This window comes from Streptomyces griseorubiginosus (assembly GCF_036345115.1).
Lineage (GTDB): Bacteria > Actinomycetota > Actinomycetes > Streptomycetales > Streptomycetaceae > Streptomyces > Streptomyces griseorubiginosus_C.
Map to the genome: position 1 here is coordinate 1,835,929 of NZ_CP107766.1, position 14,577 is coordinate 1,850,505.

The following is a 14,577-nucleotide window of genomic DNA, read 5'->3' on the forward strand; positions in this document are numbered from 1 at the left end:
ACATCAACAAACCATTGAAATTCCACGATGAGGAAACTAGTATCCACTGCTCAGAAGCGCCCTACCCCTCCCAGGGTGCTCCTCGCCGTACCCGGTTCGACTGGCACCCGGTGCCACCGCTGAAGGAAGTGACCGCTCATGTCCGCACCAGCGCCGTCCCCGCTGGCCATCGTCGACGCCGAGCCCCTGCCGCGGCAGGAGGAGGTCCTCACCGAGGCGGCCCTCGCCTTCGTGGCCGAGCTGCACCGCCGGTTCACACCCCGGCGCGACGAGCTGCTCGCCCGCCGCGGTGAGCGCCGCGCCGAGATCGCCCGCACCTCCACGCTCGACTTCCTCCCGGAGACCGCCGCGATCCGCGCGGACGACTCCTGGAAGGTGGCCCCCTCCCCCGCGGCCCTGAACGACCGCCGGGTCGAGATCACCGGCCCCACCGACCGCAAGATGACCATCAACGCCCTGAACTCCGGCGCCAAGGTGTGGCTCGCGGACTTCGAGGACGCCTCCGCGCCGACGTGGGAGAACGTCGTCCTCGGTCAGGTCAACCTGGCGGACGCGTACACCCGGAACATCGACTTCACGGACGAGAAGTCGGGCAAGTCCTACGCGCTGAAGGCCGACGAGGAGCTCGCCACCGTCGTCATGCGACCGCGCGGCTGGCACCTGAACGAGCGGCACCTGGTCGACGCGAACGGCGCCCAGGTGCCGGGCGCCCTGGTCGACTTCGGGCTGTACTTCTTCCACAACGCGCAGCGGCTGCTCGACCTCGGCAAGGGGCCGTACTTCTACCTCCCGAAGACCGAGTCGCACCTCGAAGCACGACTGTGGAACGACGTGTTCGTCTTCGCGCAGGAGTACTGCGGCATCCCGCACGGCACCGTCCGCGCCACCGTGCTGATCGAGACGATCACGGCCGCGTACGAGATGGAGGAGATCCTCTACGAACTCCGCGACCACGCCTCGGGGTTGAACGCGGGCCGCTGGGACTACCTGTTCTCCATCGTGAAGAACTTCCGTGACGGCGGCGCCAAGTTCGTCCTGCCGGACCGCAACGCGGTCACGATGACGGCCCCGTTCATGCGGGCGTACACCGAACTCCTCGTCCGCACCTGCCACAAGCGCGGCGCGCACGCGATCGGCGGCATGGCGGCGTTCATCCCGTCCCGCCGGGACGCGGAGGTCAACAAGGTGGCCTTCGAGAAGGTCCGCGCCGACAAGGACCGTGAGGCCGCCGACGGTTTCGACGGCTCCTGGGTCGCCCACCCCGACCTGGTGCCGATCGCCATGGAGTCCTTCGACAAGGTCCTCGGCGACAAGCCGAACCAGAAGGACCGCCTCCGCGAGGACGTCCACGTCGAGGCGGCCGACCTCATCGCGATCGACTCGCTGGAGGCCAAGCCGACGTACGCCGGTCTCGTCAACGCCGTCCAGGTGGGCATCCGTTACATCGAGGCCTGGCTGCGCGGGCTCGGCGCGGTCGCCATCTTCAACCTGATGGAGGACGCGGCGACCGCCGAAATCTCGCGCTCGCAGATCTGGCAGTGGATCAACGCGGGCGTGGAGTTCGAGAACGGCGAGAAGGCCACCCCGGAGCTGGCCCGCAAGGTCGCCGCCGAGGAGCTCTCGGACATCCGTCAGGAGATCGGCGAGGAGGCCTTCGCGGCCGGTCACTGGCAGCAGGCCCACGACCTGCTGCTCCAGGTGTCCCTCGACGCCGACTACGCGGACTTCCTGACGCTGCCGGCGTACGAGCAGCTGCGCGGCTGAGACGTCACTTGTCCGAGTGGCCCAGGGACTTCCCCGGGGCCACTCGGTCGCGTACGGCCTGCTTCACCGCCGTGGGCTCCGGGAAGCCCTGCTCGCGCCGGTCCCAGACGACCTCGTCGTCGACGCGGACCACGAACACCCCGCCCGTGCCCGGCTTGAGGGACAGTTCGCCCAGCTCCGTCTCGAAGGTGGTGAGCAGCTCCTGCGCGAGCCAGGCCGCGCGGGGCAGCCAGCGGCACTGGGTGCAGTACTCGATCTGTACGACGGGACTCATCCGAGGTGCACCGACCAATCCTGTTCCGCGGGCGGCTTGCCGTGCAGGTCGGGGACCCGCTTGAGCCACTTGGGCCGTCCCTGTTCCGTCCGCGCCGCGCGTAGGGCGTCCTCGGCGGCGAGTTCCTCCCGGCTGGGGAAGTCGGTGGGGAGCCAGTCGGCGGAGGCCCGCACGCGCGTGTGCAGGTGGTCGACGTACGCCTCGCGCATCTCGGCGGGCGTGTCGAAGTCCGTCAGCCAGGCGTCCGGCACCTCGGCGACGATCTCCCGCAGCAGCTCCCGCGTCACCTTCGGCGCCAGTTCCGCGTCGGCGGCGCGCACGTCCGGGCCGTAGTGGCCGAGGGCGTGGTGGCGCAGGTCGTAGGGCTTCGCCGGGTCGGCGCCCTCCCAGCGGTGGTGGAAGACCAGGGCGGCGCCGTGGTCGATCAGCCACAGGCGCGGGGGTGCGACGCCGAGGGTCGGCCAGATCATCAGGTTGGAGCTGTGGACCGTACGGTCGACGTTGACGGTGAGCGCGTCGAGCCAGACGATCCGGCCGGCCTCCAGCGGGTCGACCGGGAACGTCCTCGCGACCTCAGGGGTGAAGTCGCGGGCGCCCGACAGATAGTCCATGCCGAGGTTCACCCCGGCGCTCGCCGCGTGCAGGTCCCGCACCTCCTGGTGCGGCTCGCCGTCGGCGATCGCCGGGTCGAAGTGCACGAGGACCAGCTCCGGGAAGCGCAGCCCCAGCGCCCGGGCGAGCTCACCGACGATCACCTCGGCGACCAGCGCCTTGCGGCCCTGGGCGGAGCCGGTGAACTTGACGACGTACGTGCCGAGGTCGTCGGCCTCGACGACTCCGGGCACGGAGCCGCCGGACCTCAACGGGGTCACGTATCGAACAGCAGTCACAGCGCGCAGCACACCGGCCAGGGTAGTTCAGGTCACGCGCCGGCCAGCGGGTTCGGCAGCGGCAGGTACCGTGCGGCCGCCCCGTCCGCGTCGGTCCACCTCAGCAGCAGGTTCGTCTTGCCGGGGAGGGTCGGTGAGGTGAGCAGGGCCCGGATCTCCGGGAGGTCGTGGCGGGCCAGTTCGCGGCGGGCGGCGGGCCAGGGGGCGAAGCCGGGCCGGCGTTCGGCGAGGGCCGCGGCGATCTCCCACAGGTGGTTCACGACCAGGCAGTACACCAGCCGCTCCCACCCCTGCGCGCGCGGGACGTCCGCCAGCAGCTTCACGCCCTCCGCGTCCCGGAACAGCGCCTGCACGGGCATGCCGTCATCGGCCACGGCGACCAGGGTGTTCTGCAGGTGCGCCTCGAGTACGACACCGTGGTCGGCGAAGGCCGCGAGGACGGGCGGTACGACCGCACGCAGGTACGCCTCCCACCAGGCGGCCGGGTCCTCGACGGTGTCGAGCGGGCTGCCCTCGAAGCCCTCCACCAGGGCCGCGGCGAGCAGCGGGGTCGCCCCGGGCCGCACCTGGTCGCGCAGGCCGTCGCGGACCAGGACGGCGAGCTCCTCGAAGGCGAAGTCGGCGGTGCGGTAGCCGCGGTCGCTCAGCCAGGCCGCGCCCCCGGGGCTCGCGGCGAAGGCGCTCGCCACCGCTTCATCCGTACGGCGGAGTTTGAGCAGGTCGTGACGCCAGAGCCGGCGGATGTCGTTCGTGATGCGCACGTCCAGGCTGAACTTCAGGAACAGGTCGCGCGCGGGGGCGTACACCGTGCGGATCGCCGCCGTCGGCCAGACCTCGAAGCCGGTCGTGCCGAGCCGGATCAGGCGCCCGTCCGCGAAGGCCTCCGCGCAGCTCACGAGGTCCAGCTGCCAGGGGTGCGCCGGGAGCAGCCGGTAGCCGGGCGGAGCCTGGCCGAGCGCGTCGAGAGCCGCGGTGTCGCCCTCCTCGACCACGGCGTCCTCGCGCAGACCGAGCAGGACCAGGGGGAACCGGGCGTGCGCCTCGGGGGCGTACGGCAGCCAGGCGGCGACGGGACCGCCGCCGCGGGCCTTGGGGGCGGGGTGGTGGGGGTGGCCGGTGACGAGGCACTGCTCCGAGCGCAGATACGGGTCGCCGGGCGCCGTCGCCCGGTCCCTGGCCGCGAGCAGGGCGGCCACCGCGTCCCGGCTGTCGAGCATCTCGGCGGGCAGGTCGTGGTTGGACCGTCCGGTGTGCCGGGTGAGCTCCTCGGCGACGAGTTTCACGAGTTCGGTGTGGTTCACCCGCCGCCAGCCGCCCGCCGTACGCACCTCGGGTTCGGCGGGCCTTCGCTCGCCGCGCACCCGGATCAGCCGTCCGTCGGGGAGCCGGTACACCGGGCGGTCGCCGGGTTCCGGGAGCGGTTCGGCCACCTCGCGCAGCAGACAGTTGAGCAGGGGCGCCGCCGCGTACGCGTCGGCGCGGTGTGCGACGGCGTCGGCCGGCGGGGGCAGGAGATCCACGCGATCCACTCGTTCTCTACGGTTCATCTGGGGCGATGACGATCAGTATGTCTGCCGTCACCCACCCACCGTGACACCAGTCGTACCCGAGGAGTCCCCCCGTGCACCGTCCCCGCCCCGCCGAGGCCGAGTTCGCCGACGAGCTGGCCGTCGTACGCCCCGACCTCGCGGCGCGGTACGCGGCCGAGCTGCCCGGTGCCCGGGCGGCCGTGCTGTCCCGGCTGTGGCGGGGGTTCACACACGAGCCGCTGCCCTGGGTCGTGGCGCGGGAGGCGGGCCGGGAGGGGCTCACCCTGCGCCTCGCGGACGGCCGCCGGCTGCACGGCCCGCACCCGGACCCGTACGCCACCGCCGCCCACGTGAGGGAGGTGCGGCTCGACGGGACCGCCTACGACCGTCCCGAGCGCCTGATGACCGCCCTCGGCGTACCGCACGGCACGGAGTTCGCGGCCGAACTCGCCGACAGTGTCGCCTCGTTGGCGCTGTCGAGGGCGGGCCAGGGGCCCCCTTCGAAGGACTGGCCGGTGCACGACTGGGAGTGGGAGCAGCGGGTCGTCGACGGACACCCGTACCACCCGAACTGCCGCTCCCGGCCCGGCTTCTCCGTGGCCGAGCAGCTGGCGTACGGCCCCGAGCACCGGCCCCTGGTGCGGCTGGGGTTCGTGCCGGTCCCGGGGGCGGAGTGCCTGGTGACCGGGGAGTGGCCTGATGACCTGCGGGACGGGAAGCGCCTGTTGCTGCCGGTGCATCCCTGGCAGGCGGAGCACGTACTGAAGCGGCGCGCCCCGGGGGGCCTGGACGCCCACCCGCTGATGTCCCTGCGCACCCTCGCCGTGGCCGGCGACCGGCACGTCAAGACCGCCCTGAGTGCCCGTCTCACGTCCTCGGTGCGGGACATCTCCGTGTACTCGATCGGCATGTCCGCCGTGCTCTCGGAGTTCACGGAGACACTGGCCCGGCGCATGGACGGACTCCTGCACTTCACCCGCACGCTGGGAGCCGCCACCGCCAACTCCCCCGACCTCGCGGCCGTGTTGCGCGAGTCGCCCGGGATCTACGGCGACCGGGTCCTCCCGGTGGCCGCCCTCGCCACCACCGACCTGCCCGGATCCCCCGCCTGGCTCGCGGAGTTCGCCCGGCTGGCCCTCACGGCGGGCCTGCGGTCGCTGGAACTCGGGGTCGCTCTGGAGGCCCACGGACAGAACCTCCTCCTCGTCCTGTCGCCGTCAGGCGCGCCCGTCGGACTGGTCTACCGGGATCTCGCCGACATCCGGATCAGCCCGGCCCGGCTGGCCCGGCACGGCATCCCGGTGCCGGAGCTGTCCGGACGGGTCGTCACGGACGACGTGACCACCCTGCGGCGCAAGCTGTTCGGCTCCCTGGTCGCGGGCGCCCTCGCGGGTACGGCGGGTTCGGCGACCGCGTTGCGCGGGGCGCTGGAGAGTGCCGTACGGGATCTGCCGCACACGCCCGATCTGGTCGCGCTGCTCGAACAGCCGCTGCCCACGAAGGCGTTGACGCTGATGCGGCTGTCGCCGGGGACACCGGGCGACCAGTGGACGGAGCTGCCCAACCCGCTGCTGTGAGCGGCCGTTTTGGAGCGCGGCGCACCTGATCAATAGGATCCGGCGATGATCACAAGAAAACGGTCGGCGGTGGGAGTGTGTGCCCTGCTCGCCGCCCTGACGGTCGGGATCGCCTTCCCGGTCGCGGCGGTCGCCGGTGAACCCACGGGCGGCAACGCGCCGCAGGTCGATCTCGTCCTCGACGTGAGCGGCTCGATGCGGACGGCGGACATCGACGGCGGCACCCGGATGGCGGCGGCGAAGCGGGCGTTCAACGAGGTGCTGGACGCCACGCCCGAGGAGGTCCAGCTCGGCATCCGGACCCTCGGGGCCAACTACCCGGGGGACAACCAGAAGACGGGCTGCAAGGACACCGCGCAGCTGTACCCGGTCAGCACCCTGGACCGCACCGAGGCCAAGACGGCGGTGGCCACCCTCTCCCCCACCGGCTGGACCCCGATCGGGCCCGCGCTGCTCAAGGCGGCCGGTGACTTCGCCGCGGGTGACGGCTCCAAGCGGATCGTGCTGATCACCGACGGCGAGGACACCTGCGCGCCGCTCGACCCGTGCGAGGTGGCCCGGGAGATCTCCGCGAAGGGGGTCGGGCTGACCATCGACACCCTCGGCCTCGTCCCGAACACCAAGATGAGCAAGCAGCTCAGCTGTATCGCCGAGGCGACCGGCGGCACCTACACCTCGGTCGAGCACACCGACGAACTCACCGACAAGGTCAACCAGTTGGTGGACCGCGCGGCCGACCCGGTGGTGACGCCGGTGGCCACCGAGGGCACCGACGCCTGCGCCACCGCGCCCACGCTGAAGTCCGGGCTGTACACCGACCGCGAGGAGTTCGGCCGGCAGCGCTGGTACCGGGTGGACGTCGAGCCGGGCCAGGAGCTGCGGACTTCGGTGAGCGTGGCGGCCGACCGGGCCGTGAACCCGTCGTACGGCGTGCTGTTGCGGGCGGTGACCGTGCACGGCCGGGAGATCGTGCGCGGTGAGGCCGCGGGCAACGGCCGTACCGATGTGATCTCCACGGGGCTCAGATACCCCAAGGCGGACAGCGACGAGGACGACTCCCCCGCCGAGACCGTGTGCCTCCAGGTCACCAACTCCTTCTCGGCCGGCTCCGGGGTGAAGACCACTCCGGGTCTGCCGCTGGAGCTGACCGTGGACGTCGTGGACGGGCCGTCGAAGGCGAGCGACGTGGCCTCCTTCGGCCTCGGGCGCGGCTGGTGGCTGCTCGGGGCGCTGATCCTCGCCGGCTTCGTGGCCGGTCTGCTGTGGGGCTGGCTGTCACGCTGGCGGGTCGCGGTCTGGAGGACCAACTGATGCGGATCACACGCGCGTTGAGCGTCTCCCTGCTGATGCTCGGCCTGGCCGTCGCACCGGCCGCCGCCGACTCCTCGCCGACTCCGACGGATTCGGCCTCCTCGGCGGACGGTGACGCCCCCACCCAGGCGGGCACGTCCTTCCGTACGGCGACCGAGATCGAGCAGGGCCAGGCCGCCACGGCGAGCGGCTCCACGGGTGACTACCTGTACTGGTCCTTCCCCGCGGACGCCGGTCAACGGCCCACCGTGAAGGCGACGGTGAAGCTGCCGGAGACCCACGCCGCCCAGACCTGGCAGATCGACGTGTACGACGGGCTGCGGCGCCGCCAGTCCTGCCAGTACGGCGCCCAGACCCGCACCGCCGCGGCGGGCGTGGGCAGCGTCGATCTGGCCTGCACCCTGCGCACGGTCCGCGCCTGGTCGGAGGCCTGGGCCAACGACCCGCTGCCGGGCACGTACTACGTCCGGCTGACGGCCGTCGGTGTCACCACGGCCGACCTGGGCCTCCCGGTGAGCTCCGAGGTGCGGGTCGACTCCAAGGACATCGGCGGTTCGGCCGCGGTGGACGGCTCGCTGGCCGAGCCGCTGGTGCCGGGGATCGCGGTGAAGTCCGAGGCGGAGAAGGACGGTTCGGAGGACTCCGCCGTACTGTCCGCCATCGAGCCCGAGGACGGCTGGTCCTCCGGCTGGTGGTCGGACCGGTGGGTGTGGACGGCGATCGGCGGCGCCCTGGCCGCGCTCGCGGGTGTCGGCGGGTACGCGCTGACGCGCGGGTCGGGACGGCCGTCCCGGGTACCGCCCGGCGCCTGAACCGGCGTCGCACCAGGAGAAGGCCCGCTCCGGCGGGCCTTCTTCGCGTTCACGCCTCCCGCAGCGCCTTGGCGATCGCCCCGTCGCCGGTCACCTGGACCCGCCCGTCGCGCACCGCGTCCGGCAGGCTCAACTCCCCCCGTGCCAGCGCCCCGCAGGTCTCCGCGTCCAGGACGAGCCGTGCGTCCGGCTCCCCGGGGGCCGGTCCGTCGCCGTACGCGGGACCGTCCTCGGCGCCTGCGTACAGATGGAAGTCCCCTTCCTCCAGGCGCACTTCGACGAGCCCTTCGCCCTCCAGCGAGCGCAGCAGGGGCAGCGCGAACCAGTGTGCGCGGACGGCGTCGGTGGGCCGCCGGTCGCCGAGTTCGGGTCCGCCCCAGGTGCCGAGGGCCTGGAGCACCGGGAGCAACTCGCGTCCGCGCGCGGTGAGTTCGTAAACGAAAGCGGCGCCGGGCGGGGGGAGCCGGCGTCGCGTGGTGAGGCCGTCGCGCTCCATGTCCTTCAGCCGTGAGGCCAGTACGTCCGTGCTCACGCCGGGCAGGTCGGCGTGCAGGTCCGTGTAGCGGCGCGGGCCGGCCAGCAGTTCCCGGACGATCAGCAGGGTCCAGCGGTCGCCCACGACATCGAGGGCGCGGGCCGCGGAGCAGTACTGGTCGTAGCTTCGGCGAGGTGACATGCGACGCAGTCTAGACAAGTTGTTGGACTTTCCAAGCTCGTGCTTGGTAAAACCAAGCAACACACGAAACCGGAGAGGCAGCAGCGCATGGAGTTCCGGCAGTCGAACAAGCTCAGCGAGGTCTGCTACGAGATCCGCGGCCCGGTGATCGAGCACGCCGACGCACTGGAGAAGGCGGGCCACAGCGTGCTGCGCCTGAACACCGGCAACCCCGCGCTGTTCGGCTTCGAGGCGCCGGAGGAGATCCTCCAGGACATGATCCGGATGCTGCCGCGGGCGCACGGCTACACCGACTCGCGCGGCATCCTCTCCGCCCGCCGGGCCGTGGCCGGGCGCTACCAGACCCTGGGCCTGGAGGTCGGCGTCGACGACGTCTTCCTCGGCAACGGCATCTCCGAGCTGATCTCCATGGCCGTACAGGCGTTGGTCGAGGACGGCGACGAAATCCTCATCCCCGCACCGGACTTCCCCCTCTGGACGGCGGTCACCACGCTCGCCGGCGGCAAGGCGGTGCACTACCTCTGCGACGAACAGGCCGACTGGTACCCGGACCTGGACGACATGGCCTCGAAGATCACGGACCGCACCAAGGCCGTCGTCATCATCAACCCGAACAACCCCACCGGCGCGGTCTACCCGAAGGAGATCATCGAGGGCATCCTCGACCTCGCCCGCCGGCACGGCCTGATGGTCTTCGCCGACGAGATCTACGACCAGATCCTCTACGACGACGCCGTGCACCACTCCGTCGCCGCGCTCGCCCCCGACCTGGTCGTGCTGACCTTCTGCGGTCTGTCGAAGACGTACCGGGTGGCCGGCTTCCGCTCCGGCTGGCTGGTCGTCACCGGGCCGAAGCAGCACGCGAAGAACTACCTGGAGGGCCTGACCATGCTGGCCTCCATGCGGCTGTGCGCCAACGCCCCCGCCCAGTACGCCATCCAGGCCGCACTCGGCGGCCGGCAGTCCATCCACGACCTCACCGCCCCCGGTGGCCGACTGCACGAACAGCGCACCGTGGCCTGGGAGAAGCTCAACGAGATCCCCGGTGTGTCGTGCGTGAAGCCGAAGGGCTCGCTGTACGCCTTCCCGCGCCTCGACCCCAAGGTCCACAAGATCCACGACGACGAGAGGTTCGTCCTGGACCTGCTGCTGCGGGAGAAGATCCAGGTCGTGCAGGGCACCGGGTTCAACTGGCCGACGCCGGACCACTTCCGCATCCTGACGCTGCCCCACGCGGAGGACCTGGAGGCGGCGATCGGGCGGATCGGGCGGTTCCTGAGCGGGTACCGGCAGTAGCTGTCGGGGGGTTGCGCGGTAGCTGACGGGGTTGCTGGGGTTCACGGTCGGCGAGAGCGGGGATGCCCTAGTGTGCGGCCACTGATCCGCAGGGCCGGGGGACGGGGGGATCCCGGGTGGTGTTGTTGTCTCGTCGGCGTGCTCCGGGCACGTCCTCGGCCTTACGCGGCCGGCTCGCGCTGCTCGTCCTGACCGTCGGCCTGCTGGGCAGCCCGTGGGTGCAACGGCCGATCTGGGACCGCTACGAGCGGAAGTTCTACATCGAGGGGTCCGACAGCAAGACCCTGCGCCGCCTGTTCGAAGCGGCGTTCGTCCCCCGCTGGGACACGTCGTCCGCCCAGTACGGGACCACCTCCGGTCTGGTCGTGAACGACCTCGCCGTCCTGTTCCTGATCGCGGGGCTCGCCTTCTTCCTGTGGCGGATGTCGGCCCGCGGGAAGGCGGGCCGGATCCGCTGCCTCCTCGTGGGCCTTTCTGTCTCGGTCGCGGCCAACCTGCTGTGGTGGGGCCTGCACAAGACCTTCGTGACCGACGTCCAGCTGGCGCCGAACGACATGATGCTGGACTACCTGCTGCCCAGCGGTCTCCTGTTCGGCCTGGTGGCGGGCGTACTGCTCATGCTGGTGACGACAGGACTGCCCCGCACGGGCACCAAGAGCTCCATCGGCGCCGTGACGGCGCCGCTCCGCCGCCTGAGAGAGAGAGGGCTCGGCATGACGACCGCGCCGGTCCACATGCCGGTCGGGAGCGCGCCGGGTGACGTCACCCGGTACCTGTGCGCCGCGGCCTACGTCGACGAGGACTTCGCCGACCGGGTGGTCGAGGACCTCCTCGCAGACGAGGCCGGCGCCGTGGCGGCCTCGCCCGACGTCGACCTGGTGGCGGTGGTACGCCACTGTCTGACCGCCCAGGAGCTGCGGCAGCGCCGCGACCTGCGGTTGACCACGGCCTTCGTCGTGGTGGCGGTGTTCGCACCCCTGTGGCTGCTGTTCGTCGCCTTCTTCCTGTCGACCACCCAGCAGGCCGGCGTCCGGCCGAGCCTGGCCACCCGCGGCCACCACCAGCCCCGGGGCAGGGTCCTGGTGGGCACCGCCGTCACGGCCGGCGTCGCCGTGGTCCTGGCCTTCACCTTCGGCGTCGTCGTCTCCCTGCTGCCCGCCCCCGGCTTCGTGACCTGGCTGCTGGGCTCCTATCTCGGCGGGGTGCCGGCCGCGCTGCTGTCGGTGGCGGCGGTGGCGTTCGCGTACGTCACGGTCGTACGCCACGATCTCGACGTCGACCGGGTGCTGCGCACGACGATGACCCGCGAGGCGTTCGCCCGGCAGCCGCGGCCGACCGTGCCGCGGCGCAAGTGGATGGCCGAGCGGCTGGCGGCCATCCGGGAGGCCCAGGACGGGAACGTCACGGTGTACAGCGGCTACACGCCCTTCATCGGGTACGCGAAGGCCGCCTCACGGTGGTCGCTCGCGGTGCCGTTGCTGCCCGCCGGCGATCCCGTCGGGAAGCCGCCGCGACCGGCCGCTCCGGAGGCGTTCACGGTCGCCGAACTCGTCGACCACGTGCGCGCATGGCTCAGGACAACCGCGCGCGCCGGTGGGGACGGGTCGGCGACGGCGGACGCCAACGGCGCGGCGGTGGACGCCGCCGAGGCCCTCGGGTCCCTCGGGCCGCTCGCCTCTCTCGTCATCGAGGACCGGGTCTTCGCCAGCGGGACGAGCATCGGCGACGACCAACGCTTCATCAGGACCAAGACCCTCGCCCCGGCCGCCCGGCTGTCGCCCGACGAGGTCGAGCGGATCATGGAGCGTCCCACCGGGGCGGTCCGCCACCATCTGGCCGTCCATGTGCCGTTGTGGGGCGGGGACGTGGTGCCGAGCGTGTTCCTGCACTTCTCGACGACGGGGCGGACGCTGCACCTGCAGTGCAGCAACCACGTGCTCGGCCCGGTGCGCGCCGAGTACCACGTCGTGGACCGGCTGCGCGGACCGCTCTCCTCCCACGCGCGGCGCGGGCTGCTGCTGGACGCCGTCCCCCGCACCGGCAAGGCCTTCTACGGGGCGCCGTTCCGGGCGCTGCGGCAGGCGTACTTCGACGAGCGGCACAGCAGACGGATGGTGGACGAGCTCAGGGCCCTGGAGCAGGATCCGGTCTACGACTTCGGTGCGCGGTTGAGCGTCCGGGAGCTGGCGCTCAGCCCCGACTACCACAACTACTTCCAGGTCGTGGACGCCACGCGGATCACGTCCCTGGTGGAGCGTCACACGCTCGCCGCGATCCGTGAGTTCCTGGACGCGCGCGGGTACGACATCACCGACTTCCGCGCCCAGCAGCAGACCATTCTCAACCAGGGGCTCATCCAGCAGGGCGGCACAAGCATCATCGGCAACCAGGCGATCGGCACGGGGGCGACCGCCACGCAGAACATCCCTCGGCAGCAGTCGGGGGCCACGGCGCCCGGTGCCGTGGGGGGAGCCGGGTCCGGGTCCGGTGCGGGGTCCGGCAAGTAGGTCGAGGAGGTTCTCATCATGGGCAACGACGACGGGCGCCAGGACCCTCCGGTCAACAACGGCGTCATGATCAGCGGCGGCACGCACTACGTCGGCAACCAGGCGGTGGGACACGGCGCCCAGGCCTTCTCCGGCTCGGTCTCCTTCCAGTCCCGGGACGCCGAGCGTACGGCCGAACTCCTCGCGCACGTCGAGCGGTTGCTGGAGGAACACCGAGCGGCGCTGACCGACCCGGACGCCACGACCAGGGAACTGCGCCGCCTCCGCGAGGAACTGGACGAACCGGAACCCCAGCCCACGGTGCTGCGCCGAGCCCTGACCCGCCTCAACGAATTCGTCCAGCCGGTGACGCCGTTGGTGGTCGCGGTGGGTCAACTCGCCCAGTCGGTACAGGGGTTGCCGGGGGTGTGAGGCGGGGGGCCGGCTGCTCTGCATCGGTGCGGCCCGCGCGGTGCAGGGCTCGCTCTCACTGTCGTCCGGAGCCCCGCAACGTGGCCGTGGGCGGTGGACCGCGGGTCACGCTGTTCTGCGGGACACCCGGCGCTGTGGCACGGTGCTGGGAGGACCGTGGGAAAGGTGCGGGCGTGGGTGATCTGTTTCTGGTGCGGCACGGGGAGACCGAGTGGTCGCGGTCCGGGCGGCACACCGGCCGGACGGACGTACCGCTGACCGAGCGCGGCCGGGAGGAGGCGCGCAGCCTGGTGCCGCTGATCCGCTCCCACCGCATCGGCGCCGCCTTCGTCAGCCCCCTCCAGCGGGCGCGCGAGACCGCGGAACTCATCGGCCTGCACGACCTCCGGGTCGACGCCGACCTGCGCGAGTGGGACTACGGCGGCTACGAGGGCGTCACGACCGTCGAGATCCAGCGGGAACGCCCGGACTGGTTCCTGTTCACGGACGGCGTCGCGCCCGGCCCGCCCGACCACCCCGGGGAGAGCCCCGAGCAGGTCGGCGAGCGGGCGGACCGTGTCCTGGCCGACGTGGACGCGGCGCACGCCGACACCGAGGGGGACGTGGTGCTGGTCGCGCACGGGCACCTCCTGCGCGTGCTCACCGCGCGCCGGCTCGGACTGCCCCCGTCGGCCGGGGCCCTGTTCCAGCTGGCCACGGGAACCCTGTGCCGACTGGGGACCGAGCACGGGCGGCCGGTGATCGCCGAGTGGAATGTCAGACCCTCGTCGTAGCCTTCGAGGCGAAGGGCCAGTGATCCGCACGGCCCCGTTGTCGTACGACCGCTGTACGGTCCGTCGGCAACCCGTCGCCCGGAAGGAGCACGCCGTGACACGACCGCCCACCGCCGCCCAGCGGCGTGTCATCGACGCCGCCGATCCCGTCACCGGTCGGATCAAGGGCACGGAGTCCCAGCTGGACGCGCTGGTCAAGCGGGGTCTGGCCTTCCGGCACCCCCGGCCGCCGCACGACCACTTCCTGACCCCGGCCGGACACCGCATACGCGAGACGGTCGCCGGGACCCCCGAGCAGGCCCCGGCCCCCACCACCGCTCCCGCCGCCTCCCCCGGTGTGTTCACCGCCCACGTCGGCGGCACCGAGGAGCCCGCCGAAGCCGGTCCGGCCCGGGTGCGCGAGGTGCACAGCGCCTGGGAGGGGCTGCTGGAGCTGCGCCGGATGACCAATCCGGACGGGTCCACGGACCGGCCGTGCGGCTGGGAGCGCGGCCATCTCGTGCAGGCCGCCGCCCTCGCCCTGGAAGCGGCCGGCCATCCCCCGGAAGCGGGCGGCACGCCCGGCTACCGGGTGCGGGCCACCCCGCAGCCGGAGGCCGTCGCCGTGCACGCCCCCGACGGCGAGGCCCTGCGGACCTGCGCGGGCACTCTGGAGCAGGCCGGCTGGCAGGTCGGCGAGTACACCCAGCCGCGCACCGGGACCCGGTACCTGCTGGCCTCCCCCCGCCGGGTGTAGAGGGCACGTGTCAGGATCAGT

At 72.1% G+C, this 14,577-nt stretch carries 13 protein-coding genes; 9 read left to right on the forward strand and 4 right to left on the reverse strand.

Annotated elements, in window-relative coordinates:
• The first annotated feature begins 138 nt into the window (after positions 1 to 138).
• Complete coding sequence (gene aceB / locus OHN19_RS08425; RefSeq protein WP_330263562.1) at positions 139 to 1,764, forward strand: malate synthase A; 1,626 nt, start codon at positions 139 to 141, stop codon at positions 1,762 to 1,764.
• A 4-nt stretch (positions 1,765 to 1,768) separates the two neighbouring features.
• On the opposite strand, the gene OHN19_RS08430 is transcribed toward aceB, so the two are convergent.
• Genes OHN19_RS08430 through OHN19_RS08440 form a run of 3 tightly spaced genes read right to left on the reverse strand, consistent with a single transcriptional unit; the run spans position 1,769 to position 4,457 of the window.
• A complete protein-coding gene (locus tag OHN19_RS08430) occupies positions 1,769 to 2,038 on the reverse strand; it encodes a SelT/SelW/SelH family protein (RefSeq protein ID WP_330263563.1) in 270 nt (89 codons plus the stop codon).
• Entirely contained in the window at positions 2,035 to 2,940 is a 906-nt protein-coding gene (locus OHN19_RS08435) for a HipA family kinase (protein WP_330263564.1), read from the reverse strand. Before OHN19_RS08435 ends, OHN19_RS08430 begins: the two co-directional genes overlap by 4 nt.
• 20 nt (positions 2,941 to 2,960) lie before the next feature.
• On the reverse strand, positions 2,961 to 4,457 hold the full coding sequence (locus OHN19_RS08440; RefSeq protein WP_391194849.1) for an IucA/IucC family protein: 1,497 nt from the start codon (positions 4,455 to 4,457) through the stop codon (positions 2,961 to 2,963).
• Between the two features lie 92 nt (positions 4,458 to 4,549).
• Between OHN19_RS08440 and OHN19_RS08445 the strand changes: the two genes are divergently transcribed.
• From OHN19_RS08445 to OHN19_RS08455, 3 genes are read left to right on the forward strand one after another with little or no spacing between them, the layout of a single operon-like run.
• Positions 4,550 to 6,034, forward strand: coding sequence for an IucA/IucC family siderophore biosynthesis protein (locus OHN19_RS08445; RefSeq protein WP_330263566.1), 1,485 nt, complete (start codon positions 4,550 to 4,552; stop codon positions 6,032 to 6,034).
• A 45-nt stretch (positions 6,035 to 6,079) separates the two neighbouring features.
• The gene (locus tag OHN19_RS08450; protein ID WP_330263567.1) at positions 6,080 to 7,345 is read left to right on the forward strand and encodes a VWA domain-containing protein; all 1,266 of its coding nucleotides are present in this window, start codon (positions 6,080 to 6,082) and stop codon (positions 7,343 to 7,345) included.
• Positions 7,345 to 8,157 (forward strand): hypothetical protein, encoded by an 813-nt coding sequence (locus OHN19_RS08455; RefSeq protein ID WP_330263568.1) that lies wholly within the window; start codon positions 7,345 to 7,347, stop codon positions 8,155 to 8,157. The genes OHN19_RS08450 and OHN19_RS08455 overlap by 1 nt, the downstream gene beginning before the upstream one ends.
• A 49-nt stretch (positions 8,158 to 8,206) precedes the next feature.
• On the opposite strand, the gene OHN19_RS08460 is transcribed toward OHN19_RS08455, so the two are convergent.
• Positions 8,207 to 8,833, reverse strand: coding sequence for a winged helix-turn-helix transcriptional regulator (locus OHN19_RS08460; RefSeq protein WP_330263569.1), 627 nt, complete (start codon positions 8,831 to 8,833; stop codon positions 8,207 to 8,209).
• Positions 8,834 to 8,920: 87 nt separating this feature from the next.
• Here OHN19_RS08460 and OHN19_RS08465 point away from each other — a divergent pair, with 87 nt between their 5' ends.
• The 5 genes from OHN19_RS08465 to OHN19_RS08485 all read left to right on the forward strand — a co-directional run bounded on the left by OHN19_RS08465 (position 8,921) and on the right by OHN19_RS08485 (position 14,556).
• Entirely contained in the window at positions 8,921 to 10,129 is a 1,209-nt protein-coding gene (locus OHN19_RS08465; RefSeq protein ID WP_330263570.1) for a pyridoxal phosphate-dependent aminotransferase, read from the forward strand.
• Between the two features lie 119 nt (positions 10,130 to 10,248).
• Entirely contained in the window at positions 10,249 to 12,636 is a 2,388-nt protein-coding gene (locus OHN19_RS08470; protein ID WP_330263571.1) for a hypothetical protein, read from the forward strand.
• An 18-nt stretch (positions 12,637 to 12,654) separates the two neighbouring features.
• Positions 12,655 to 13,047: a DUF5955 family protein gene (locus tag OHN19_RS08475; RefSeq protein ID WP_330263572.1), complete on the forward strand. Its 393-nt coding sequence runs from the start codon at positions 12,655 to 12,657 to the stop codon at positions 13,045 to 13,047.
• Positions 13,048 to 13,220: 173 nt separating this feature from the next.
• Positions 13,221 to 13,820: a histidine phosphatase family protein gene (locus tag OHN19_RS08480; protein ID WP_330263573.1), complete on the forward strand. Its 600-nt coding sequence runs from the start codon at positions 13,221 to 13,223 to the stop codon at positions 13,818 to 13,820.
• A 94-nt stretch (positions 13,821 to 13,914) separates the two neighbouring features.
• The gene (locus tag OHN19_RS08485; RefSeq protein ID WP_330263574.1) at positions 13,915 to 14,556 is read left to right on the forward strand and encodes a hypothetical protein; all 642 of its coding nucleotides are present in this window, start codon (positions 13,915 to 13,917) and stop codon (positions 14,554 to 14,556) included.
• Positions 14,557 to 14,577 lie beyond the last annotated feature (21 nt).